The 25,589-nt window shown below is 31.4% G+C and carries 26 protein-coding genes; 4 read left to right on the top strand and 22 right to left on the bottom strand.

Going from position 1 to position 25,589, the window contains the following annotated elements; genetic code table 11:
* Positions 1-7: 7 nt before the first annotated feature.
* The 6 genes from RF683_RS01670 to RF683_RS01695 are packed head-to-tail and all read right to left on the bottom strand — an operon-like array spanning position 8 to position 4,899.
* Positions 8-220, bottom strand: a complete 213-nt coding sequence (locus RF683_RS01670; protein ID WP_309532494.1) for a putative antibiotic biosynthesis monooxygenase — start codon at positions 218-220, stop codon at positions 8-10.
* On the bottom strand, positions 204-626 hold the full coding sequence (locus RF683_RS01675) for an AtaL-like protein (protein WP_309532495.1): 423 nt from the start codon (positions 624-626) through the stop codon (positions 204-206). Before RF683_RS01675 ends, RF683_RS01670 begins: the two co-directional genes overlap by 17 nt.
* A gap of 9 nt (positions 627-635) precedes the next feature.
* Positions 636-1,349, bottom strand: coding sequence for a pirin family protein (locus RF683_RS01680; RefSeq protein WP_309532496.1), 714 nt, complete (start codon positions 1,347-1,349; stop codon positions 636-638).
* A 14-nt stretch (positions 1,350-1,363) separates the two neighbouring features.
* Positions 1,364-2,533: a formate-dependent phosphoribosylglycinamide formyltransferase gene (gene purT, locus RF683_RS01685; RefSeq protein WP_309532497.1), complete on the bottom strand. Its 1,170-nt coding sequence runs from the start codon at positions 2,531-2,533 to the stop codon at positions 1,364-1,366.
* Between the two features lie 43 nt (positions 2,534-2,576).
* A complete protein-coding gene (locus RF683_RS01690; RefSeq protein WP_309532498.1) occupies positions 2,577-3,764 on the bottom strand; it encodes a pyridoxal phosphate-dependent aminotransferase in 1,188 nt (395 codons plus the stop codon).
* Positions 3,765-3,801: 37 nt separating this feature from the next.
* On the bottom strand, positions 3,802-4,899 hold the full coding sequence (locus RF683_RS01695; protein ID WP_309532499.1) for a fatty acid desaturase family protein: 1,098 nt from the start codon (positions 4,897-4,899) through the stop codon (positions 3,802-3,804).
* Between the two features lie 101 nt (positions 4,900-5,000).
* Here RF683_RS01695 and rsmG point away from each other — a divergent pair, with 101 nt between their 5' ends.
* Positions 5,001-5,621, top strand: coding sequence for a 16S rRNA (guanine(527)-N(7))-methyltransferase RsmG (gene rsmG, locus RF683_RS01700; RefSeq protein ID WP_309532500.1), 621 nt, complete (start codon positions 5,001-5,003; stop codon positions 5,619-5,621).
* Between the two features lie 34 nt (positions 5,622-5,655).
* Here rsmG and pruA read toward each other — a convergent pair whose 3' ends face one another.
* The 11 genes from pruA to gldB form a co-directional block, all read right to left on the bottom strand.
* A complete protein-coding gene (gene pruA / locus RF683_RS01705) occupies positions 5,656-7,281 on the bottom strand; it encodes an L-glutamate gamma-semialdehyde dehydrogenase (protein ID WP_309532501.1) in 1,626 nt (541 codons plus the stop codon).
* A 131-nt stretch (positions 7,282-7,412) separates the two neighbouring features.
* On the bottom strand, positions 7,413-7,799 hold the full coding sequence (gene apaG / locus RF683_RS01710) for a Co2+/Mg2+ efflux protein ApaG (RefSeq protein WP_309532502.1): 387 nt from the start codon (positions 7,797-7,799) through the stop codon (positions 7,413-7,415).
* Between the two features lie 55 nt (positions 7,800-7,854).
* The gene (locus tag RF683_RS01715) at positions 7,855-9,096 is read right to left on the bottom strand and encodes a type IX secretion system plug protein (protein WP_309532503.1); all 1,242 of its coding nucleotides are present in this window, start codon (positions 9,094-9,096) and stop codon (positions 7,855-7,857) included.
* 38 nt (positions 9,097-9,134) lie between these two features.
* Positions 9,135-9,905 (bottom strand): class I SAM-dependent methyltransferase, encoded by a 771-nt coding sequence (locus RF683_RS01720; protein WP_309532504.1) that lies wholly within the window; start codon positions 9,903-9,905, stop codon positions 9,135-9,137.
* Positions 9,902-10,723, bottom strand: a complete 822-nt coding sequence (map, locus tag RF683_RS01725) for a type I methionyl aminopeptidase (protein ID WP_309532505.1) — start codon at positions 10,721-10,723, stop codon at positions 9,902-9,904. Before map ends, RF683_RS01720 begins: the two co-directional genes overlap by 4 nt.
* A 33-nt stretch (positions 10,724-10,756) precedes the next feature.
* On the bottom strand, positions 10,757-12,163 hold the full coding sequence (locus tag RF683_RS01730; RefSeq protein WP_309532506.1) for a TolC family protein: 1,407 nt from the start codon (positions 12,161-12,163) through the stop codon (positions 10,757-10,759).
* Positions 12,141-13,496 (bottom strand): HlyD family secretion protein, encoded by a 1,356-nt coding sequence (locus RF683_RS01735; RefSeq protein WP_309532507.1) that lies wholly within the window; start codon positions 13,494-13,496, stop codon positions 12,141-12,143. The genes RF683_RS01730 and RF683_RS01735 overlap by 23 nt, the downstream gene beginning before the upstream one ends.
* Before the next feature lie 2 nt (positions 13,497-13,498).
* Positions 13,499-15,157, bottom strand: coding sequence for a peptidase domain-containing ABC transporter (locus RF683_RS01740; RefSeq protein WP_309532508.1), 1,659 nt, complete (start codon positions 15,155-15,157; stop codon positions 13,499-13,501).
* Between the two features lie 4 nt (positions 15,158-15,161).
* A complete protein-coding gene (locus RF683_RS01745; RefSeq protein ID WP_309532509.1) occupies positions 15,162-15,836 on the bottom strand; it encodes a TetR/AcrR family transcriptional regulator in 675 nt (224 codons plus the stop codon).
* Positions 15,837-16,132: 296 nt separating this feature from the next.
* Complete coding sequence (gldC, locus tag RF683_RS01750; protein ID WP_309532510.1) at positions 16,133-16,471, bottom strand: gliding motility protein GldC; 339 nt, start codon at positions 16,469-16,471, stop codon at positions 16,133-16,135.
* A 47-nt stretch (positions 16,472-16,518) separates the two neighbouring features.
* Complete coding sequence (gene gldB / locus RF683_RS01755) at positions 16,519-17,481, bottom strand: gliding motility lipoprotein GldB (protein ID WP_309532511.1); 963 nt, start codon at positions 17,479-17,481, stop codon at positions 16,519-16,521.
* 77 nt (positions 17,482-17,558) lie between these two features.
* Between gldB and nadE the strand changes: the two genes are divergently transcribed.
* Together nadE and RF683_RS01765 are read left to right on the top strand one after the other, a co-directional pair.
* The gene (gene nadE, locus RF683_RS01760; protein WP_309532512.1) at positions 17,559-18,374 is read left to right on the top strand and encodes an NAD(+) synthase; all 816 of its coding nucleotides are present in this window, start codon (positions 17,559-17,561) and stop codon (positions 18,372-18,374) included.
* 76 nt (positions 18,375-18,450) lie between these two features.
* Positions 18,451-19,080, top strand: a complete 630-nt coding sequence (locus RF683_RS01765) for a response regulator transcription factor (protein ID WP_309532513.1) — start codon at positions 18,451-18,453, stop codon at positions 19,078-19,080.
* Positions 19,081-19,085: 5 nt separating this feature from the next.
* Here the strand turns inward: RF683_RS01765 and dnaG are convergent, their stop codons facing one another.
* The 5 genes from dnaG to RF683_RS01790 form a co-directional block, all read right to left on the bottom strand.
* Positions 19,086-21,065: a DNA primase gene (gene dnaG, locus RF683_RS01770; protein WP_309532514.1), complete on the bottom strand. Its 1,980-nt coding sequence runs from the start codon at positions 21,063-21,065 to the stop codon at positions 19,086-19,088.
* A 134-nt stretch (positions 21,066-21,199) separates the two neighbouring features.
* Complete coding sequence (locus RF683_RS01775; RefSeq protein WP_309532515.1) at positions 21,200-22,243, bottom strand: cell envelope integrity TolA family protein; 1,044 nt, start codon at positions 22,241-22,243, stop codon at positions 21,200-21,202.
* Between the two features lie 22 nt (positions 22,244-22,265).
* Positions 22,266-22,955 carry a hypothetical protein gene (locus RF683_RS01780; RefSeq protein ID WP_309532516.1) on the bottom strand — a complete coding sequence of 230 codons (690 nt, stop codon included), beginning with the start codon at positions 22,953-22,955 and terminating at the stop codon, positions 22,266-22,268.
* A complete protein-coding gene (locus RF683_RS01785; protein ID WP_309532517.1) occupies positions 22,942-23,508 on the bottom strand; it encodes an RNA polymerase sigma factor in 567 nt (188 codons plus the stop codon). Before RF683_RS01785 ends, RF683_RS01780 begins: the two co-directional genes overlap by 14 nt.
* A 98-nt stretch (positions 23,509-23,606) precedes the next feature.
* The gene (locus tag RF683_RS01790) at positions 23,607-24,587 is read right to left on the bottom strand and encodes a polyprenyl synthetase family protein (RefSeq protein ID WP_309532518.1); all 981 of its coding nucleotides are present in this window, start codon (positions 24,585-24,587) and stop codon (positions 23,607-23,609) included.
* Positions 24,588-24,691: 104 nt separating this feature from the next.
* On the opposite strand from RF683_RS01790, the gene RF683_RS01795 reads away from it, so the two are divergent.
* The gene (locus RF683_RS01795) at positions 24,692-25,579 is read left to right on the top strand and encodes a hypothetical protein (RefSeq protein ID WP_309532519.1); all 888 of its coding nucleotides are present in this window, start codon (positions 24,692-24,694) and stop codon (positions 25,577-25,579) included.
* Positions 25,580-25,589: the final 10 nt, after the last annotated feature.

A 25,589-nucleotide genomic window follows, 5' to 3' on the forward strand; every position in this document is an offset into this window, starting at 1 on the left:
TTCAGTATTATTTGTTTAGCCAATTCCCTAATAAGTTTCTCAAAAAAGGGAGTAAAACAAATACCATTAAAGGCACTAATATTCCAGTCATGAGTAATGTTTTAAGAGGCAGCGGAAAATTTTTAATATAATCTCCAATTAAAAAACTAACAATGGTTATTGTTGGGTAAATAGCTAGCCAAACCATTACGGCAAATTTCCATTTAGGTGGTTGTTTCATTGTTATTTTCTATAAATTGTTTCGTTTTTAACACAGCATTTTTCACTAATTCCTGATTGTTAATTTCAGTTAATTCTACTTTGTCTTTCCAATTAATTGTAAACGTTAATTCTGTTTCGTTTTCAGAAATATATTTACAATCATTATCAACATAGCCTTCCATAGTTGGATGTTCTAATAAAAGGAATCGAATTTTGTAAGGGATAAATGTAATTTTTTCTTTTAAAATTGTACTGTTTTCTGCACTTGTTACGGTCATTTGACGTAAAACAAAATCAGGATTTTTTTCAAAAATATTGACATTACTTACACCAGGAACAAAATTTTCAGGATGCTCTATTTTTAGGAGCAACTGCTTCCACACTTTTTCAAGTGATCCATTAACGATTGTTGAGTAATATACCATTTTATTCTATTATTGCTCCATTGGGATTTCCATGATTAAAAATTTCGAATCAGTAGTGGCTTTAACTTCAATTTCATTTGCTTCCCAAATTCCTATAGCATCTCTTTTTTCTAGTTTTTCTCCATTTACTTCAATTTCACCTTCAATATTCATGATGTAAAAGCCGTTTCCCTCTTTTTTTAATGCTAATTTACTTGCGTAACTTTTGTCAAAATCACTCAAATAAAACCAAGCATCTTGATGAATCCAGACTCCTTCATCTTCAGGATTGGGAGATAAAATTTGTGCAAAATTATTTTTTTGTTCGGTTTTGTCTAAAGTTATTTGTTGGTAACGAGGCGTTACATTATGGTATTTTGGAAATAACCAAATTTGAAACAATTTTGTATGTTGATCATGGTTTGGATTGAACTCACTGTGTTGAATTCCCGTACCAGCACTCATTACCTGAATGTCTCCACTTTTTATAGTAGAAGCATTTCCCATACTATCTTTGTGAGCCAAATCGCCTTCTAGGGGAATAGTAATAATTTCCATATTATCATGCGGATGGGTTCCAAAACCCATGCCAGCGGCTATCGTATCATCATTTAATACACGTAACATTCCAAATTGAATTTTCTCTGGATTGTACCAACTGGCAAAACTAAAACTATGGTATGCGTTTAACCAACCATGATTAGCATGGCCTCTTTCGTTTGCTTTATGTATGATATATTTCATTTACAATGATATTTTTATTTATTTACAACTACTATAGAAGCATTACTTTTGGCACGTTCTACAATTTTTTCTATATCTGTTTCAAAATTGTCATGTGTAAGCGCCACACCCATTCTTCTGTAAGGACGAGATGTAGGTTTTCCAAAAATTCTAAAATCTGATTTTGGCTGACTAGCTAATGCTTCAATTCCGGTATAAGACGGATTTGTTGAATTTTCTTGAGCTAATATAACTGCACTTGCGCCTTGTCTTTCCAATGTAATTTCTGCAATAGGTAAACTTAATATAGCGCGTAAATGCAACTCAAATTCATTGAAGTTCTGAGTTCCGGCTAAAGTAACCATACCTGTATCGTGAGGTCTAGGAGACAATTCGGAGAAGTATACCCCTTCATTTGTTAAGAAGAATTCTACGCCAAATATTCCAGCGCCCCCTAATGCTTGTGTCACTTTTTCTGCCATGTATTGTGCTTCCGCTAAATCTTTTTCAGAAACACTGGCAGGTTGCCAACTTTCTTGATAGTCACCACGCTCTTGTCTGTGTCCAATTGGTGCACAAAATAGGGTAGGTAAACTGTTGTTTTGAGTAACGGTTAGTAAAGTAATTTCTGAATGGAAGTTTACAAAAGCTTCTACAATTACTTCTACAATATCACCACGAGAACCTTCGACTGCATAATTCCACGATTTTTCAATATCTTCTTCTTTTTTAATAGTAGATTGTCCTTTTCCAGAAGAGCTCATTAATGGTTTTACTACACATGGAATACCTACTTCGGTAATTGCTTTTTCTAATTCTTCTTTGCTAGTTGCGTAACGATAGGTCGCTGTTCTAAGGCCTAAATCTTTTGCAGCTAAATCACGAATAGCTTTTCTATTCATTGTAAAATTAGCGGCTTTTGCAGAAGGCACAACCTTTATGCCTTGTTTTTCATAGTCATAAAAACGTTCAGTTCTAATGGCTTCAATTTCTGGTACAATAAAATCGGGTTGGTATTTAGCAACTATAGCATCTAATGCCTCGCCGTCTAACATATTAATTACTTCAAAGGTATCAGCAACTTGCATGGCCGGTGCATTTTCATAACTATCTACTGCAATACAATATTGACCTATGCGTTGTGCGGCAATTACAAATTCTTTTCCTAATTCTCCAGCACCTAAAAGGAGTATTTTTTTCTTCATACGATTTTAATTAAAAACCCCGAGTTTCCTCAGGGCATAAATTTTATTGCAATGCTTCTTTGATTCTTTTGATGGCTTCTTTTAGCTGGTCTTCACTGGTTGCATAAGATAATCGAATGCAATTAGGATTTCCAAAAGCATCTCCTGTAACTGTTGCTACATTTGCCACTGCAAGTAAATACATGGCAAAGTCATTTGCATCTTTTAGGAGTTGACCTCTTAGTGTTTTTCCAAAATAATCGGAAACATCTGGGAAGAAATAAAAAGCGCCTTCTGGCATGTTTAATTTAAATCCTGGTATTTCAGAAAGTAACTCATAGACTAATTTTCTTCTATTTTTAAAGGCATCAACCATGTAGTGTATAGCGGAAGGATTTGCTTCAACAGCAGCCTTAGTAGCACGTTGCGCAATTGAACTCGCAGCACTAGTTACTTGCCCTTGCATTTTTGTACAAGCTTTAGCTATAAATTCTGGCGCCCCCATATATCCAATTCTCCATCCTGTCATAGCAAACGCTTTTGCTACACCATTTACTGTAATTGTGTTGTTTTCCATGCCAGGAATAGAACCTATAGAACAATAATTGCCCGTATAATTGATATGTTCGTAAATTTCATCCGAAACGACATAAATTTGAGGATGTTTTTTTAAGACTTCAACTAATGCTGTTAATTCTTCTTTGCTGTAAATAGACCCTGATGGATTACAAGGAGAACTAAACCACATCATTTTTGTTTTTGGTGTAATAGCTGCTTCTAATTGTGCTGGGGTAATTTTGAAATTTGTATCAACCGAAGTTGGAACTTCTACAGGTACTCCTCCAGACAATTTTACAATTTCATAATAAGAAACCCAATAAGGAGCAGGTAAAATAACTTCATCACCTTCATTAAGCATGACTTGTGCAATGTTATAAAGAGATTGTTTTGCACCTGTTGAAACTACAATTTGATTTGGCATGTAGTGTAAATTATTGTCACGTTTAAATTTTGTGGAAATAGCTTCTTTCAAATCTACGTATCCATCAACTGGTGGATAAGCAGAGAAATTATCGTCGATGGCTTGTTTTGCAGCAGCTTTAATAAAATCAGGCGTATTAAAATCAGGTTCACCCAAGCTTAGACTAATAATATCTTTTCCTTGTGCTTTTAGTTCTCTTGCTAAAGCTGCCATGGCTAACGTTTGTGAAACGGCTAGATTGTTAATTCTGTCAGATAAAATGTTGTTCATTGTTTGGTATTCGTAGTTAAAATATATAGTTGTCTTGTTAAGAAGCAAGTTGTGGTTTTTGTCCTAATTCTTTTAAATGCTTGAAATGAGATAAAATTGCTGCTCTAGTAGATTTAAATTCATAGTAAGGCAAATTACATTCTTTGGCAGTTTGCTTTACAATTTCTCCAATTTTACCATAGTGAATGTGACTAATGTTTGGAAAAATATGATGTTCAATTTGATGATTTAATCCGCCAGTGTACCAATTAATTAACCAGTTTTTAGGTGCAAAATTTGCTGTAGTGAACAATTGATGAACAGCCCAAGTGTTTTCCATTTCACCAATCTCATTCGGTTCAGGGTTTGTTGTGTCTTCCACAACATGTGCTAATTGAAATACCACACTTAATATAAGTCCAGCAGTATAATGCATAACTGCAAAACCTAAAACAACTTTCCACCAAGTGATGCCTAACACGATTGGAATTGCAATCCAAATAGAAAAATAAATTACTTTAGTTATGATTAGTGTCGTCCAACGAATAGAGGGGCTTTTGAATTCACCATAAGACAATTGTCTTTTTAGATAGCGTTTCATTTGAAGAAAATCAGTTGTGATTGCCCAGTTAAATGTTAATAAGCCATATAAAAAAACCGAATAATAATGTTGAAATTTATGGAAGCGATGCCATTTTGATTTTTTACTAAATCTTAAAACGCGCCCTGCTTCTAAATCTTCATCATGACCTAAGATATTTGTATAAGTATGGTGCAATACATTGTGTTGTACTTGCCAATTATACACATTGCCTGCTAAAATATAGATGCTTCCCCCCATGATTTTATTGAGCCAATTCTTTTCGGAATACGCACCATGGTTACCGTCATGCATTACATTCATTCCTACTCCCGCCATACCAATACCAATAACAATATTAAGTAAAATGTATGCCCAAAAAGGCATCTCCAGCGCTAATAAAAAGAAGTAAGGAGCTAGAAATATTGAAAACATGATGATTGTTTTCAAGTGTAATTTCCAGTTGCCTGTTTTTTTAAGATTATTTTCTTTAAAGTATTCGTTTACACGTTTATTTAATGTTCTAAAAAATTGCGTTTTGTCAATTTTTGCAAATACAGGAGTTTGACTTGCCATATGATTTATTTTTGTTTCAAATGTACTAATATTTATCTAAAAAAATAAGTATAAATTGTTAGTAATATAAAAACTGTATTTTTGCATAAAATTTTAATACTTTGGAACAGATTTTTACTTACTTTCCTGATTTAACAGATATACAGAAAGAACAATTTGCTAAGTTACATGCTTTGTACACAGATTGGAACGCTAAAATAAATGTGATATCAAGAAAAGATATTGAAGAACTTTATACGAGACATGTGTTACATTCTTTAGGGATTGCAAAAGTAATGTCATTTGAGTCCGGGGCAAAAGTGATGGATGTTGGTACAGGTGGAGGATTTCCGGGGATACCATTAGCTATTTTATTTCCTGAAACTTCTTTTTATTTAATTGATGTTATTGGAAAAAAAATAAAAGTGGTCAATGAAGTAGCAGCAGGTTTAGGACTAAAAAATGTAAAGGCAGAACAAAAAAGAGCTAATTTGGTCACCGAAAAATTTGATTTCATTGTGAGTAGAGCCGTAACAAATATGCCAGATTTTGTAAGTTGGGTAACCGGAAAACTAAATCAGGAACAAAATCATACGTTAGCTAATGGTATATTATACTTAAAAGGGGGTGATTTAGCTGAAGAATTAAAGGGTTTTCCAAAAGCAACGCAATATAATTTATCGGATTTTTTTAAAGATACGTTTTTTGAAACGAAGAAAGTAGTGCATTTGCCTTTAAAATAAAAAAAGCCCAAATATGTGGGCTTTTTAATGTTTCTTATTTTAAAAATGGATACCTGTAATCAACGGGTGTTACAAATGTTTCTTTTATAGTTCTTGGTGAAACCCAACGTAATAAGTTTTGTGCAGAACCCGCTTTGTCATTTGTTCCCGAAGCTCTTGCGCCACCAAAAGGTTGATTGCCTACTACAGCACCTGTTGGTTTGTCGTTAATATAAAAATTACCCGCACTATTTTCTAAGGCTTTTGCAGCTTCTTCTATAGCATACCTGTCTTCGCTAAACACAGCTCCAGTAAGAGCATATTCAGAAGTTTCATCAATTAATTGTAAAGTGTTTTTCCAATCCTTGTCTTCATAGATATAAACCGTTAAAACAGGTCCAAATAATTCCGTTTCCATCGTTTTATATTTTGGATTAGTTGTTAAGATAATAGTTGGTTCAACAAAATAGCCAACAGATTTATCATAGCCACCACCATAAATAATTTCTGCATCAGCATCATGTTTTGCTTGTTCTATATAATAAGCTAATTTGTCAAAAGAACCTTCGTGAATAACGGCTGTAAAGAAATTACTCATATCTTCAGGAGATCCCATTTTGATAGTTGGAATTTCTTTATCAAATTCAGCTTTTATGGCTGGCCACAAACTTTTTGGAAAATAAGCTCTTGAAGCAGCACTACATTTTTGTCCTTGAAATTCAAAAGCTCCTCTAATGGCATTTGCTGCAACTTGTTTAGGATTTGCACTTGGATGCGCAATTATAAAATCTTTTCCTCCAGTTTCACCTACAATTCTTGGATACGTTTTATAGTAGTGAATATTACTGCCAATTTTTGACCAAATTTCTTTAAATACAAACGTAGAACCTGTGTAATGAATTCCAGCAAAGTCTGGGTTAGCTAAAACAGTGTCAGTAATCATTACTGGATCGCCAAATACAACATTAATTACTCCATTTGGTAACCCAGCTTCTTTAAAAATATCAATAATCACTTTAGCTGAAAACACTTGACTATCACTTGGTTTCCATACTACTGTATTTCCCATCATGGCAGCACTTGCAGGTAAATTTGCAGCTATAGCTGTAAAGTTGAAAGGGGTAACTGCATATACAAAACCTTCAAGTGGTCTGTATTCTACTTTGTTCCAAAACTGAGAATCTGAAGTAGGTTGGTCTTTATAAATTTGTGTCATGAATTCTACATTGAAACGTAGAAAATCTATCAATTCACAGGCAGCATCTATTTCTGCTTGATGAATCGTTTTTGATTGCGCAATCATTGTAGCAGCATTAATTTTAGCTCTATAAGGACCGGCAATTAATTCGGCTGCTTTTAAAAAAATGGCAGCTCTATGTTCCCAAGCTAAGTTTGCCCAAGCTGTTCTTGCGTCTAAAGCGCTAGTAATAGCTAGTTCAATATGTTGTTTTTCTGCTAGGTGATATGTGCCTACAACATGTTTATGATGATGTGGAGCAGACATAGTTCTAGTATTTCCTGTTTTTATTTCTTGGTTGCCAATGTATAAAGGCACCTCAATAGATGAATTCCATAATTCTTTGTAAGCGACTAATACTTTTTCTCTTTCTGGTGTACCGGGAGCATAACTTTTTACTGGTTCATTAATGGCTTTCGGAACGTTAAAAAATCCTTTAGGCATAGTGTATGTTTTTAGTTAATTTAAATTATCTATAATGAAACCGCACTTTTTGCAAGAATGGTTAAAGTTGATGTAAAATTACAAAGGATTTTCTGAATAATTGATAAAAAAAGAAAGAAAACTCGTTTGATTTAATTTAGGGCAAATGGTGCGCATAATTTGAATGCAGGAATAAGTACTTGAAAGGTTTTTGTAGTATTTAAATTTATCATTTTGTAAAATCCTTTCATAGCTCCAATAGGAGAGGCTAGTAAACACCCAGATGAGTAACTGTGTTTTTCGCCTGGTTTTATTACAGGTTTTTTGCCAATAACTCCTTCGCCATCTACTACTTCTGGATTGTTTAACGAATCAAAAATTTCCCAATGTCTTGAATTTAGTTGAACCAAATCTTTACTATGATTTTCGATAGTAATAAAATAACTGAAGGCATAGTGTAGCTTGTAGTTTTTAAAGTAAGTACCTTCAAAACTAGTTGAAACAGATATTTTTATACCGCTTGTTATTTGATAAACCATATTTGGTAAAATATATTATTAAGTCAAAGTTACTAAAAAATGATTAACTAAAATGTTAATTTTTTATGTCAATACTACTTCCATTTCCTATGCCAATGATTCGGTCATATCTATCGGCAGGTCCTTTGTAATAAACCAATATCATGTAGTTATTTTCTGTTTGAAAGAAATTACCATCTATAGCATTTTTTTCATCGATAGTGCCTTTATCATCTACTAAAACATATTGATAATTTGTAAATCCTTGTTTTATAAGTAATGCTTTTTCAAAACGTTTGGATTCATTATTGTAATCCATTTTGTTTTCTGGTATTATAGCATAGTTATTAAACATTCCGTTGATATAAATTGCTTTTTCTAATGGGTTAGTATCTGTAATTAACGAAAAGTAAACCCAACAATAATCAGATTCAATTGCAGGATTAGTAACATTATAGTTTGTTACTAGAAAATTTCCATTAATATCAGGAAAATAAGTGTAAATTTTATTTTTTCTAGCTTCGTTTGTGTATAAATGGGTGTTATAAATATCTCCAGTAGTTACTCTAAATACTGAATTTGAAGCTCCTCGCACATTTTTATTTTCAAAATTTAAAAATTCATTACCGCCCCAAAATTGGGTTTCTTTATTATAACGATAGATGAGTTGCGTGCCAATTGTATATTGAGGTTTGATGTTATAAATAGCATTGTTGAATTTTCCATTTTGAAAAACAGCTACTTTTATATTTCGTTCAGGATTTTGTAAAATTTTATTTTGATAATCAATTATAAATTCAACATTTTGTTTTTGTTGAACGGTCTCTAAATCTCTAGATCTTCGAATAGTAACTCCTACTGCTAAAGTATCTTCATATATAGATAATTTTCTTGAAAAAACTAAATTATTCTCAGAATCAAAAACTTTTACCATATAGTTTCCGGTTTTAATAATTTGATTGAATTTATTTGGGAAACTAATTGTATAGTGGGAATAAATTTGAAGACAATTTAATGAATTGAGATAATTTTGAATCCGTTGATTGTCCAATCCAGCTAAGTATTCGTTTTTTAAAAGTACACTTGGTGTCCAATCATAATTAAAATGTTCTATAGTATAATAATAATCGGCTTCGTTTCCATACAAATCATCAAATTGTAATTCGAAAGCATCTCCTAATCTAAAAAAAGGTATCACATTTGTGTTGTTTTGAACAAAAGTGACCGTTTTAATATTGTAAGGCGGAAGCGTTTCGGTTTCTTGTGCGGTAACAAAAAAACTTACTAAAAAGTAGAAAATCAGTAATTTATTCTTCATAAAAGAGTATAATTTCTATAAAGGTATAAAAAACTAATTTATTTTGTTACAATTGGAAGAATTTCTCCCTTTGCTAAACAATAACGTTCTACTAATTCTGGAGCTAAGACCTTTGTATAATCCACTTCATCTACTTTAAAACCAATGCTTCTCAATTTATCAAAGTAATCTCTACCATAAATACGCACGTGATCATATTGACCAAAAATTTTAGCCCGCTCTTTTGGATCGGTAATGCTATCGTCGGCAAAAGTGGTCTCTCTTGATAAATCTTGAGGTATTTGAAAAATACCTGTTCCACCTGGTTTTAAAACACGATATAATTCTTGCATAGCTTTCGTATCGTCTGGAATGTGTTCTAATACATGGTTACAGAAAATAATATCATATTGATTATCTTCAAAAGGTAAATTACAAATATCTGCTTTTACATCTGCTAAGGGAGAAAACAAATCGGTAGTTGTGTAATCTAAATTTGCTTGTTTCTTGAATCGTTTGTAAAACTCTTGTTCGGGAGCAAAGTGCAATACTTTTATTTTTTTAGTAGAATTGAAAAAATTAGTTTCATTTTTTAAATATAACCATAATAAGCGATGTCTTTCTAGCGAAAGGGTACTAGGTGACAATACGTTATTTCGCTGTGTACCATAACCATAAGGTAAAAACATGCGAAAGCTCTTACCATCAATTGGATCGGTAAATCGATTTCCTTTTAACAAAAAAGCTATAATTGGACGTACTATAATACTTACTCGAATCAAAAGTGGACGAGGAATAGTGTTTAAAATAAATTTGAATATTTTTTTCATGCTAAAACAAATGGTTTTTCTCTTAATCCCTCCTCTTCATTGCTTGTAATTCCTAACGCTTCATAGATGTAGGCAAAGGTGGAGAGCAATTCAGGTTTGCCATTCACAATGGCTACATCATGTTCAAAATGTGCACTTGGTTTATTATCTGCGGTTGTAATGGTCCATCCGTCTTTGTGTTGTTTGATATTTCTAGTGCCCATATTAATCATCGGTTCAATAGCTATTACCATGCCGTTTACGAGTTTTTTGCCTCGTCCTCGTTTGCCATAATTAGGCACTTCTGGATCTTCGTGCATTTTTCTTCCTAAACCATGACCACATAATTCTCTTACTACACCATAGCCATGACTTTCACAATAGTTTTGAATGGCATAACCAATATCTTCAACACGATTACCCACTTTTGTTTCTTTAATGCCAATATAGAGTGATTCTTTAGTTATTTGAAGTAATTTTTTTGTTTCTGGAGCAACTTCCCCTACTTCAAAAGTATAGGCGTGATCTCCATAGAATCCGTTTTTTAATGCGCCACAATCAACAGAGATAATATCGCCTTCTTGTAAAGGAATATCATTTGGAATACCATGAACCACTTGAGTGTTTGGGCTCATACAAAGTGTGTTTGGAAATCCATACATGCCTAAAAATGCAGGTTCAGCGCCATGATCTCGTATAAAAGTTTCGGCTAATTTATCTAGATATAAAGAAGTAACACCAGGTTTTATTTCTTTGGCAAGCAGACCTAATGTTTTAGAAACAATTAAGGCACTTTCGCGCAGTAATTCTATTTCTTCAGCGGTTTTTAGTATAATCATCTTTGTTGAAATTGTGTCAACAAAAGTAAAAAATTAATCTGGATTTGCTAGAGTTTTGAATAATTCTACGTGTGATTGTAAAAATCTGTTTTCTATAGAAATTTTATTTAACTGCGCACTTACTAAGTTATTTTCTCTCGTATTAATTAAAAATAATGAGCTTTCGCCCGCATTAAACAACTTTTCTTCTGCATTAAGTAGGGCAGTATTAGCAGCTACAAGTTCTGATATGATATTTTTTTGTTTTGCAACCGTATTTATTTCATTTTGTTGTGCTTTTACTTTGTTTGTAAGTTGAATTTTAGCTAGTGATAATTCGAATTCTTGTGCTTGTATTTTTTGTTTGGCTAGTTTTAGCGCCCCTCTTTCTTTTCTTAAAAAAATAGGAAAATAGGCGTTTATTCCAATTTTATTATCTTGAAATCTATAATTAGAAAAATAAGTTGGTTCAGAAATATAGGAATATCCTACATCTAATTTAGGCAATAGCATGTTTGCTTTTAATTTTTTATCTATACTAAGTAGCTCTATTTTTGTTTCAAGTGCATTAATTTTAGGATGATTATCTAATGAAAAATTTGAAAGCTGTAAGCCATTTGTTTTTAAACTAGCACTAATTGATTCTTGTAAACTTACATCAGGAACAAGTTGGTCATCTAATTCTAAAGGTAAATTATCTGTTGTCCAAAGGAAATTTGCCAATTCTAATTTTGATTTTAGTAATTTAAACCGTGATTCTTCAAGATTTAGTTGCCTGTTTTTTAGTGTAATTCCTGCTTCTACACTATCTATTGCCGGTTTATCACCTTGTTCAATTAATTTTTGAACACCGTTTAGACGAATTTCTGCATTTTTTAAATAGGCTTCATATAATTTAACTTCGTCATAATTTTTTTTCCAATTAAAATAGGCTAATGACGCTTCGTATAGCACTTCAATGGCTTGCATTTTTTGTTCGGCTTGACTTAATTTTATTTGAGATTTTGCTTTTCTCAAATCAGCCATTCGTTGGTTAATTACTAAACCTTGTAGTACGGGAATAGTTATTCCAACTGATGTTAAACCAGAATTTGGCAAGCTCTGTTCGGGATTTAAGTAAAGGCCTTCATTGTTTTCAAATGCTGCTTTTAATTCTATACCATACCAAGTTGGAATTTTAAAAGTACCATTAAAAATAGAATAATAGGAATTTCCTTTGAAATTTTTTGAATTAAAATCAGCCTCAATTTTTGGATCAAAAGCACCTCTAGCTTGAAGTAAATTTGCCTGCGCTTGACTGATTTCTAAATTGGCAATTTTTACTAAAGGATGGAACTTTTTTACAAATCCTAAATATTCGTCATAGGTAAATACTGTATTTTGTCCAAACGAATAATTGAACATACAAATACTTAGTAAAACAAGTAGAATAGTTATATTATTTTTTATCTTTAGTTGCATTTTTTTCACTTTTAGATTGATAATAATTAGGCGGGAAACCATTAAGCGTTCGCCATATTTCATACCAAATTGGCACATTGTTAAGTAAAGCTAACGTTTGTGCACCAGAGCCTATACTTAATTGTTCTGGCCATTTCTTATCTTCAGGGTCGGGTGCAATTAATACTCTATATTTTCCATTTTCACTTATGTAATTTTCTATTGCTACAATTTTTCCTCCAAATGTCCCATACGACATGCCTGGCCATCCTGAAAATACTATTGTAGGCCATCCATCAAACCAAACACGCACTTTTTCGCCTTTTTTGATGAGTGGAAAATCCATAGGTGCAATAAAAGTTTCTACTGCAATATCATATTTAGAAGGCATAATACTTACAATAGCGGTCCCTTCTTTAATGTTTTCTCCAATTCCAGATTGAATAGCTCTATTTACATATCCATTTTGTGGTGCAGTTATGTAATACATACCATTTCTAATTTTATAATTGGCATATTGATTTTTTAACTTGTTCACTTGTGCTTCAGTATCATATTGATTGCTCATTGCTGTAAATTGATCACTTTCCGCTTTTGATTTTTTCTCATAATATTCTGCGTTAATTCTGTTTAATTCAACTTTTGCATTGATTAATTCATTTTTACTAGCTAAAAATTTATTTTCTTGCGTAATTATTTTAGCATCAACTTCTTGAAGTTTTAAACGCTTTTCTTCAACATCTGTTAATGGTTTTAGTCCGTCTTTATTTAGTTGTACTGCACGATTATATTGCGTTTTTGCTATTTTTACTTGCGTTTTAACTGCTTCTAAATCCATACTGTCGCTTTTGATTTTGAGCAAAGCTTGTTGAACTTTATTTTTGGCTTGTTGAAATTTTAACTTTCGTTCATTCTCTATAGCCCCAATTTGATTAGATAGCGAATTGATTTTTCCATCATAAGAAGTAACTGAACGTTTTTTTGCTTCCATTTGTGCTTTAGTGTTTTCCACTAAATTAGGGTCTAAATAATCTTCTTTAATTTCAGAAATAAACACTATGGTATCACCTTTTTTTACAAAGTCGCCTTCTTGGATGTACCATTTTTCAATTCGTCCCGAAATTAATGATTGAATAGTTTGAGGCCGTTGATTAGGTTTTAAAGTAGTAACAGCACCTTGGCCAGAAATATTTTGAGTCCATGGTAGAAATAAAATAAGAATACCAAATACTAAAAAACCAATCAGTATTTTATTTAATATTTTATAATGCGGTCTATTTTTTAAATCCTGAATAGTTTTAAATTGATTCAGTTTTTCTGTTTCAGGTTTATTGTATTGAGATAGATTTAGCATAATTAGTTGTGTTTGAGGTCTTGAATTAATACTCCATTTTTCATGATGAGCTCTCTATCTAATTTAGATTGCCATTGTTTATTTTTTGATGAAACTATTAAAGTCCAATTGTTTTTAGAATTTGTTAGATAATCAATGACTTGAATAGCTGTTGCTTCATCCATTTTGTCTGTTGGGTTTTCTAAAAATAAAATTTTAGGGTTACTTAATATACATCGTGCAACTATGATTTTTTGTGCATTTGAAGAAGACAATCTTCTTCCGTCAGAAGTTATCATTGTATTTAAGCCATCGGGGAGTGTTTTTATCAACGGTATTAAATGTAAATTTTGTAAAACTTCTTTAAGTTCATTTTGATTTACTTCTCTTCCAAATGTAATATTTTCATAAATTGTTCCTTCAAAAAGCGTTTCGTTTTGTGTTATGCTAGCTATGTAGGTTCGGTATTGATTTAGGTTTATTTTATTAAATGTATCATCATTGATATATAAATTTCCAGAAGTAGGCGAAATATGTCCTGCGAGTAATCTCATTAAAGTTGTTTTGCCAGAGCCATTGTCTCCTGAAATTAATATTTTTTCACCTTGATTAATTACTATGTTTATGTTTTCTAAAACGGCATCAGTAGCATTCGGATAGCTGAAAGAAACTCCGTCTGCGTGTAAAGAGATAGCATTATAAACCTCTTCGTTCGTTTTGTCGCTTTCTCGTTCAATCGGTAATTCTGTTACGTGTCCAATTTTTTCAATAGAAGTTAATACGTCATAAAAAGTTTCTAATCCTAAAATAATTTTTTCTACCGAATTAATTACCAAAAGAATAATAATTTCTGCAGCTACAAATTGGCCAATATTCATTTGTTGGTGAAGTACTAAAAAACCACCAATTAATAACAAACAAGCTGTTATAATTGTTTTAAATATAATTAAGTGTGAGAATTGTCTTTTTAATACTGCAAAGTGACTTTCACGATGTTTTAAATACGCATCTACTAATCTATCATTTTTAGTTAATCCAAATTGGAAGTGCGTTTCTTTTTTAAATGATGTACTGTTTTTTGCTAATTCTTGAAGCCAAGCCGCTACTTTGTATTTATATTTTGATTCGTTAAGACTTGTGTCTAATCCTTTTTGATAAGAAAATTTGAAAATTATATATAGTAAAAAAACAAGTAAAATTCCAAATAATATAAAAAATGAATGGTATAATGAAAGTAAAAGTAAACCAAAAATAATTTGCAATAAAGCAGCTGTAAAATCAATTAATAATTTTGAAATACCTTTTTGTAATGTTAAGGTATCAAAAAATCTATTGGCAAGTTCTGGGGGGTATTGATTGTAAAATGCTTCAAATTTAATTTTAGGAATTCTAAAAGCGAATTCAAATGAAGAACGAATGAAAATTTTTTGCTGTAAATTTTCTGTAATACGCAATTGCATTAATGATAAAACACCTACAAATGCTACTCCTATTACAACCAAAATCACTAATAAAATCCAAGAAGCACTAACTCTTCCAGCTTGTAAAAAGTTAATAATAGCTTGAATTCCTAATGGTAATGATAAGCTTACTAAACCAGAAAATATAGCATAAAAAAATATTTGAATAATATCTTTTCTGTCTAATTTCAAAATATTGTAAAGTCGTTCAAGTGGTTTCATATAGTTATTGTTTTAGACTATTTAGTATTAAATCTGTGTAAAATAATGTTGGACTTATTTGTTCATTGCAATTTGTAATTGATTTTAGATGTTCTTTTAAAAAATGTTGATGAAGAGCACCTTCTATAACCGTTGAAATTAAGCTTTTTGCATAAGGATAATCAGGGTTAATATCTTTAACCATCTCACAAATTCTATTTATTATTCTCTTGTATATTAAAAAATATCCTTCTTTGTTTTCTTTACCAATAGCTTTTGTGTGCAATGTTTTTGTAAATTCTTCAATGATTATTTTATTAAGCAACGCTTCATTAATATGATCAGTATTAGTGTCGTCTTCAATTTTTTCAGTAACAATTTCAATAGCCTTTTTTAATTTTTCTATTTTATTTTCCATATTTTGGGTTGAAAAAACAAGACGGTATTCTATCCAACTCCAATACCATGATGATAAATAGACTAATAACTTGTGTTTGTTCTCAAAGTATCTGTAAATAGAACTTTCATTTGAACCAATACGTTCTCCCAATTTTTTAAATGTATATTCTTCAAACCCTATATCATTAATTAAGATTATGCTTTCCTGGATAATTTTTTTCCCAAGAGATGAAGACTCTGGGTCTTTTACAAAGGTTTTCTCATTTACTTTTATATGTATCGAATTTAATAGACTGTCCATTTTTTAATATATTTTTATGCAAATATAATAGTAATACTATTAAAAAAGAAATATTAACTTTTATTTATAATTTGTTAGAGAAAGTTTAGCGCGATAAGTTGTAATTTATTTATTGGTTTTAAATTTGCAAAAAAACTGGAGACAAGTAAAAATATAACGGCGGAAGAATTCGTTAAAATTGTTTATTTAAAGGTAGGATGTTTGCATAAGCGCCAACTATTACTGGTATAATAGTTGGTGTTTAGTTTAATAAATTAAAGTGCTATTGCTAGAAGCTATTTATAGGAATGAAACTTTTAGTTGCTTTGGTTTTTTAATTCTAATTTTTCGGCAAAGTAATCACAAAAATCATTCATTGTTGCCGTCATTTTATCATCTCCTGTTGCGCGTTGAAAGGTATCTGTCATGGCTACTAATGTTTGATGAAAAAAAAGTTTCATTTCATCCACAGGCATGTCTTTTGTCCATAAATCGATACGAAGCGTTTCTTTGGCTTTAGCATCCCAAATAGATAGTAATATTGTTTTAGCTTCCTCTTGTTCTACTCCGCCGTCAAGGGCTGTCCAAGTTAGTGTTTCGGGAATATGATTTTCGTCTAAGTTTATATTTATTTTAATTTCGGATGATTTGCTCATTTTCTATATGTATTTAGTTTTTAGGAACTATTGATAGTTATTAGGTGTTATTTTTTTGGTTTGTATTTTGAATTATTGAAAATTTCAATAGGTTCTGTTTTTAACAATTGATCTATCGTAACATTATTGTTTTCCATATAACTCCTTACAATTTGCCAGCCTATCCATTGTCCAATTCGTCCTGGCGATTCCCGATCGATTTCTTCATAAAATTTAGTAAAAGGAGCCTCTTCTATAAAGCGTTGGTAATTCTTAATATTGTTGTCATACAATAATTTTTTTTCGATAAGATAACTCCACATCTGAGCCTCATTTTCTTCACACCATTTGTATTGCTGAGGTGTATAACCTATCTTTTCATAATCTTTAGATTCCGGAATTAAAAGATCTTTTAAATAATGCAACTTACCAAAATAAATCATTTCGCTTATCAAGGTTTTATCTTGTGAGGGAAGTATTTTTCTAAAAGCAAAATTTGTTACTAAATCAGGTAATATTTGATTAGATTCCAAGTTTTGTTTTTGGTAGGCAGCAAAAACGTCATAAAATTCATGAGATTTTCCTAAATAAGTGTCTAGCGAAATGAATATGAAATCGTTTGTGTATAATGCTTTTTTATCTAAAATTACTTCATTTACAAGTGTAATTACCCGAGGTGTTTTTTCTTCTGGAAAATAATATTTAACACGACTTACAAGCATTTCAATTTGATCTTCTAGTGCGGAAGTATTTGCGAATTTTTTTTCAACTTCATTGTTTAAAGCTATAAAATACTTGTCTTTTAATTTATTGGTCCATGTGGTGTCTGGAAATTGACTTGGAAACAAAAAAGGATATTCTTTTTTTAATGTATGTAATGATTCAGTCGTGGCATGGGCATACATGTTGTCAAATCGTTCTATGTCTAAATTTACTGTTTTTTTTATAGAAACAGCTTCTTCTTTGGCGTCGTCTTTTTTACAACCAACAAGCACTATTAAACTTAACAAGCAAAGAATAAATTTTTTCATCTTTATATTTTTAGTAATTTTATCAAAAAATTCCGCTACAAATATATAACTTAAATGTCTAAATAATAGTGTATAAAATGCCAAAAACTTTTACTGTTACACAACTTCAACAAATAAACACTTATATTGTTACCTGGTTAAAAAATTATGCTACTAACGCAAAAGTTAATGGCTTTGTAGTAGGTATTTCTGGAGGAATTGATAGTGCATTAACTTCTACATTATGCGCACAAACGGGGTTGACTACATGGTGCGTGGAAATGCCTATTCATCAGGTGGAAAGTCATGTAAATAGAGCAAATGAACACATTGATCAATTAAAAAAAAGATTTCCGAATGTAAAGAATACAAGGGTAGATGTAACACCCATTTTTGAGTCTTTTAAAACAGAAGTACCACATACGGCTAACGAGCCTTTATTACACTTAACTTTTGCAAATACAAGAGCTAGATTGCGCATGACTACTTTGTATTATATAGCAGGAATAGAAGGCTGTTTAGTAGCAGGTACGGGCAATAAAGTGGAAGATTTTGGTGTAGGCTTTTTTACAAAATATGGAGATGGGGGAGTAGATATAAGTCCGATTGCTGATTTGCTTAAAAGTGAAGTTAGGCAACTGGCTGCTTATTTAGACGTTCCTAAAAGTATATTAGATGCCAAACCTACAGATGGGTTGTTTGGAGATGACCGAAGCGACGAAGATCAACTAGGTGCAACATATGATGAATTAGAATGGGCTATGCAAGCCTTAGAGAATAATGTAACCAGTTCTCAATTTACTGAAAGAGAATTAAAGGTGTTTGAAATTTTTAAAAGATTGAATGTGAATAATCAACACAAAATGCAACCCATTCCTGTTTGTTTAGTGCCTAAATCGATGAAAGAAATTTAATGTTGTCTTTTTAATTATTTTTTTATTAAATTTGTAGCTGTATTTCCCACTTTTACAATAATTTAATTAGTAAAAAATGATTTCTATTTGTATAGCAGACAATTCCCCGGTGGTTCATCAAGGAATTAAGTCTTATTTTGTCCCAAACACAGAAGTAAGCATCAATGCTCATGTTAAAAACTATAGCGACTTAAAAAAATCGCTTTCAAAAGGAAAAATTGATATTGTTCTTTTGGATGTAGAGCTTAATGGTTTAAATAGTATTATAACATTAAGGAGCTTAGTGAACGAATATGCGAACGTGAAATTTATAATTTTCACCAATGTAGCAGAATCTCTTTATGCACCACCAGCAATTAAATTTGGTGTAAAAGGATATGTGTCTAAAAACATTGAGCTTCCAGAATTAGAAAAAGCTATTTTGAAAGTAGCAGGAGGAACTTCTGTTTACAGTGAAGAAGTGAAAGCAGCTATTGCTTTCATCAAAAAAACTAAAAAAGAGGATAGGTTATTTAAGAAATTATCTTCTCGAGAAATTGAAGTGCTTAAATATTTTAATGACGGAAAGAAAAATAAAGAGGTAGCAAAAATCTTAAATCTAGATGAAAAAACAATAAGTACGTATAAATTAAGATTGTTGCAAAAATTAAATGTAACTAACTTGGTTGATTTATTGAAAAAAGCTAAAGATTTAGCTATTATATAAAACGATTAAAATCGTGCTAAAACGCGACCTAGGTTTTTTGCAATCAATTTGGTAAGACCTAGATAATCCTTAATATTCGTTAATAATTCAGAATTATCTTCAGCACTATTTGAGGACACTGATTTTTTAGTGTCCTCAATTATTTTATGTACTAAAAACCATCGTAAGGTTAATAAAGTTTCATTAACATATTGAGCGATATTTTCCTCTTTTGGTTTTACAACAATTTGCTTGGTCTCCCATTTGTGTAAAGCATCACGTTCTTCAAGCATTAATATATCGGTAATTTTCTCTGCAATTTCTGCTTGTACTTGTGATAAATATTTGTCTATTTCAAAAAGTTCGTTTTGATTATGATACTGAATTAAATCATCATAAATGTTTTTGAAAATAGGATTTGTTAATTCTACTTCGTCAACTTGCAAAGCCAAATAAATTTTTTCGGAAACCTTACGTGTATTTATTTCTTTTATTTCTTCCAATTCACCCTTGTCATTTTCTAGCATGAAAGATTCTTCAAAGTCAACTACCTGATTGCCATATAATAACAGAATTTCTATTATTTTTTGTTCTAATTCATATTGAATGTCAATTTTTGAAGGAACTAATTCGTCATTGTTTTTTAAGACTTCAAACGCTTTTTTCTCTTCGGTAAACTTTTTAGAAGCTTCGGCTAGTTCTTTTTTGCCAATTTGAGCAAGTGTATTGTAAAGTACTTCTTCTGAAATATCCATTATTCTTGAACATTCCTGAATGTATATTTCACGCTTTATTCTATCAGCAATTTTAGAGATACTATTGACCATATCCCTAATCATTTCCGCTTTTTTAATAGGGTCGTTATTGGCTTCTTTAATTAATAAAGAGGCTTTAAATTGAATAAAATCTTTTGCATTATCTTGAAGATAGGCTTTTAATTCTTCAAAAGAATGTGATTTTGCAAAACTATCAGGGTCTTCGCCATCAGGAAATGTACACACCTTAACGTTCATACCAGCTTCTAGTATGAGGTCAATACCTCTTAACGAAGCTCGTAATCCAGCTGCATCTCCATCAAATAAAACCGTCATGTTAGAGGTCAGTCTACTTACAAGTCTTATTTGATCTGCTGTTAAGGCAGTTCCTGAAGAAGCCACTACGTTTTCAATGCCACTTTGATTAAACTGAATCACATCGGTATAACCTTCTACTAAATAGCAATTGTCTAGTTTTGCAATGGCTTGTTTAGCATGATAAATACCATATAAAACTTTACTTTTATGGTAAATTTCGCTTTCAGGGGAATTAAGGTATTTGGCTGCTTTTTTATCATTTGTCAATATACGTCCCCCAAACCCAAGCACTCTGCCACTCATGCTTTGTATAGGAAACATTACTCTGCCTTTAAAACGGTCAAAACTTTTTTCTTCTTCAGCTTTTACGATAGTCAGACCTGTTTTTTCTAAAAATTCTAGTTGATAGCCTTTGCCAAGTGCTTCTTTAGTTAAGGCATCCCAAGAGTCAGGCGAATACCCTAATTGAAATTTTTCAATAGTTGCCGTTGTAAAGCCTCGTTCTTTAAAGTAAGAAAGCCCAATAGCTTGTCCTTCATCTGTTTTAAGCAAGGTTTTATGAAAATAATCTCGTGCAAATTCAGAAACCAAATACATGCTTTCTTTTTCGTTTGCTTTTTCTTTATCTTCATCTGTTTCTACTGTTTCTTCTATCTCGATATTATATTTAGTGGCTAAATATCGAATGGCTTCAGGATAGGTATAATGCTCGTGTTCCATTAAAAAGGTGACTGCATTTCCACCTTTGCCTGAGGAAAAGTCTTTCCAAATTTGCTTCACTGGTGAAACCATAAATGAAGGTGATTTTTCATTTACAAACGGACTTAGCCCTTTTAAATTAGAGCCGGCGCGTTTTAATTGAACAAAATCGCCAATTACTTCCTCTACACGAGCAAGGTCAAATACTTTTTCTATGGTTTCTTTAGATATCAAATTAACTGTTTAGGAGTGGCAAGTTACAAAGTTTTTGAATATTATACCTACAAGCTTTTAAAAACCTTGTAGGAAAACAAAAAAAGTATCCCATTGCTGAAATACTTTTTAATGTGCTATAAGCTAACTCAGGTTTAATTCCAATCAAAACGAATGCCCATTGAAATATTATTTTGTTTGATTGCATTATCCGTAAAAACAGGATTTAAATCATATTTTACATACAGCGAAGTTTGTTTGTAGCCAATATAACTACTTACGCCATATACAAAATCATTAACATTAAAATCGCCTTTTGTTTTTTCAGTTACTTCATTTCCGTCAATTTCATAACATATTTTTTGTTTTGTTTTCAAGTTGAATCCAGCAAATCCTCCTATTCCTAAACGAAGTCCTTTGTGCGAACGAAATATTTTTTTGTCATTAACAGTATTTGTTTTAGAAAAATCAATTTCAAAATGCATAGGAAAAACTAAGTTTACATTTCTTAGTTTACTCATTTTTAAATCGCCATTAAATGCTACTAATCCAGTTGTTTGACCATTTGTGGCAAAAATTCTGTTTTGCGTTGGGTTTAATTCATTATACATTACTGAAAAACCATATTTAAAATGAGCCAAATTGCTTTGGTTAGATAAACGGGTATTCCATGTATAGCCCCATTCGTAAAAATTTGAACGTAAAAAATAAAAATCAGAATGTGCTAAGTTTCCGTCCGATAAAACATTGTTTGCTCCAAAAGCAAATACTGTTTGACCAGTTGTACGCTTTTCACTTGTATTAGCGTATTTTTTTCCATTTTTATAGCCTCCTGGAATTGAAATAGAATATTTCCCTTTTAAAGAGTCACCTACTACTTCTTCTACATGTTCATTAACTAATTCTCTTAGTTTAGCTTCTTCCGCGGCTACTTTAGTTTCAATATTTGAAGCACGTTCTGTAGCTATTTTAGCTTTTATTTCCGCTCCTTTTTCTTTTGTAATTTTACCTTCTTCTATTTGCTTGTCAATAGCCTCAACTTCTTCTTTCAAAGCTCTTTTTTCCTCTGTTTTAATAGTTGTAATGTTTTGTGCAATTTCTTTGGCACGTGTTTCAAATGTTTTCGTCTTTTCTTGAGCAACTAATTTTCCAGCTACTGAAATAATTGCAATACTGATGTAAAGAATAATTTTGTTCATTTTGTGTCAATTTAGGTTAATTTTATTCGTAATTTCTATTAGCAAACGCAGATTTTGCTTCTTTAAATTTTTGCAATGCTTTTTCTTTAAACGTTTGATTTAATTCATTTTCTACACTAGAAAGCAGTTCGTTAGCATTCACTTTTACAGCAGGTTTGAATGTTTTTGTTGTTGTTGACATTGCTTTTCTACCTTCAACTTCAGCTAATAAACGTTCTGGGGTAATGTAGCTATAGCTTTTTTGTTCTGTTGTTGAGATCGAACTAATTTCGTTGGTTTGTTCTAGGTTATTGTTTACCAGTTGAGGTAAATTATTTTTAATTTCAGTCTTATTTTGGCTACTAGTTGAAGAACTATTTATTGCCTCATTTGTTCTAAAAGTACTCGTTGCTAATTTGGTAGTCGATGTATTTATTTTGCTCTCAATTCCATTTTTTCGGGTAAGGTTTTGTTCATTTTTTTGAACAATAGAAGTTTTGCTTTGTTGCTGAAACGGCTTTTCATTTGTGTTTTGGTTGTAAAAAAAATACCCTATTGAACTAAAAAGAAGTAAAGAAGCCGCAATAGGTAGCCAATAATTCTTTTTAGTTGTTTTATTATTTTCTCTAACAGCTAACATAGCATCTAATCTATCCCACGAAGATTCAGACGGAGTTATGGTTCTGTTTTGAATTGATTTTTTTAGCTGTTTTTCAAAATTATTTAGTGCCATTTTGTACGTTTTTATAATTTTTCAGTGCTTCTTGAAGCATTTTTCTAGCATGTGCTAATTGTGATTTTGATGTGCCTTCGGCAATTTGAAGCATTTTAGCTATTTCTTGATGTTTTAAACCTTCTATTACATAGAGATTAAAAACCATTTTATACCCGGTGGGTAAATTATCTATCAGCTCTTGTATTATTTCTGTTGAAAATACTTCTCCATCATATTCTTCTTCTTCTGTTGTTTTCCAATCTTCTAGTTCTATATGACTAAATGTATTTTTTTTACTTCTCAAAAAATCAATACACTCATTAATCATAATTCGTTTAATCCAGCCTTCAAAACTGCCTTTATGTTCAAATTTTTTCAAATTTGTAAATACTTTCATAAACGCGGTAAGCATAACATCTTCGGCATGATGAACATCTTTGATATATTGCCTGCAAACGCTTAACATTTTTGAAGCATATTTTGTGTACAATTGATGTTGTGCTTGCCGATTATTAGCTATCGCAAGTGAAATCAGTTGTGCTTCTTCATAATGTAAAGCAATTACTTTCATTTAAAAATTTTACGCTTTATTATATAGACGGAAGAAACAAAAAAAGGTTGTATGGGTTTTGTTTTTTTATTGTCATTGAGTAGTGACATTGCTATGTACTATATTTTTCTTTCAATGACATAATTCACCATCAAAACAAGACTTTCTTTATAAATACTTTCGGGGAAATCTTCTATGAGTTTTAGTGCTTCTTGTTGAAATTGTATCATCTTTTGTTCTGCATAGTGTAGTCCGCCATGTTGTTTTACAAAATCAATAACTTCTTTTACCCTTTTTTTATCTTTATTGTGGTTTTTTATGGAATTAATGAGCCATGATTTTTCTTTTGAGCTACAATTGTTTAAGGTGTATATTAAAGGTAAGGTCATTTTTTGTTCTTTAATATCTATACCTGTAGGTTTGCCAATAGCATCATCAGTGTAATCAAATAAATCGTCTTTAATTTGAAATGCCATACCGATGAGTTCGCCAAATTTTCGCATTTTTTCTATTACTATTTTGTCTTCTGGAGCAACAGCACAAGCGCCTAGTGAACAACAAGCGGCAATTAAGGTAGCCGTTTTTTGACGAATAATTTCGTAATAAATGGCTTCAGTAATATCGAGTCTTCGGGCTTTTTCTATTTGTAGTAATTCACCTTCACTCATTTCTCGTACCGCTACAGAAATTATTTTTAATAAATCAAAATCATTATTATCAATTGAAAGTAATAATCCTTTTGATAATAAATAATCACCAACTAAAACTGCAATTTTATTTTTCCAAAGGGCGTTAATAGAAAAAAATCCTCTTCTTTTGTTGCTATCATCCACTACATCATCATGAACTAATGTTGCAGTATGAATTAACTCAATCACAGAAGCTCCTCTGTACGTTCTGTCGTTAACAGTGCCGCCAGAAACCATTTTTGCAGTTAAAAACACAAACATAGGACGCATTTGCTTCCCTTTTCTATTTACAATATAATGTGTAATTCGATTAAGTAAAGCTACTTTTGAGGACATGGCTAAATGGAATTTTTTTTCAAAAAGTTCCATCTCAAAAGCTATAGGTTCCTTTATTTTTTCTGTGATTTTCATTAGGTCAAATATACTACACATTCAAGGATTAGAAAAATATTTTTTCTACATTAAACCTTTTTCTTATATTTGAATCTAATACTCTGAAAACTAAATTTTTAATTATGAAAAAAATAGCAAAATTTTTAGCGCCAATTTTTGTTTTGGTAGCCTTTTTTGGATGTGAGAAAGACAATGTAACTTCTACAGATTCATTAACTTCTGACGATGCGTTGGTAAGTGCCAAAATTGACATAGCTAGTGATGATGTATCAAACATTGTCGATCAATTATTTGACAATATAGATGGTAGTACTATTGCTTATAGAGGTGTAAACAATGATAATTCTGTATTTTCAAATTGTGCTACAATTACAAGAGTACCCGCTTTTGGAACAGCAATTACACCAGGAACACAAGTTACAAAAACGATTGATTTTGGCACAACAGGTTGTCAATTGAACAATGGTAATATAGTAAAAGGAAAAATTATTATTAGTTTTGTTTTTCAACCAACTGCAGTGTCACATACCGTGACGTATACGTTTGATAATTTTTATCATAACAACATTAAGTTTGTTGGTACAAAAACATTTACTCGTACCATGACTGCGGCAACAGCCACCACGGCTCCACATCCAATTGTAACGATGTTGTTAGATATGACGATTACGATGCCAAATGGTGATGTTTATACTCGTGTAGGATCAAGAACTAGAGAAATGATTGAAGGGTTTGATACACCACAGGTTTTTGCAGATAATATATATAAAATCACAGGTAACTGGAATACAACACATCCTAATGGTTCTGTGCAAACAGCTACTATTACAACTCCATTAAGAGCTAGAATGAGTTGTTTAGCCGTAAATAAACCATTATTGGTGTTAGGGGTAATTACTTTTGTAAAAAATAATGTAACAGCAACGTTAGATTACGGGAATGGTGATTGTGACAATACAGCTGTGTTTACAGTTAATGGTAATTCGTATACTATTATTATTGGAAACTAAAATGAAAATT

It is taken from the genome of Flavobacterium sp. 20NA77.7, assembly GCF_031326205.1.
GTDB lineage: Bacteria > Bacteroidota > Bacteroidia > Flavobacteriales > Flavobacteriaceae > Flavobacterium > Flavobacterium nakdongensis.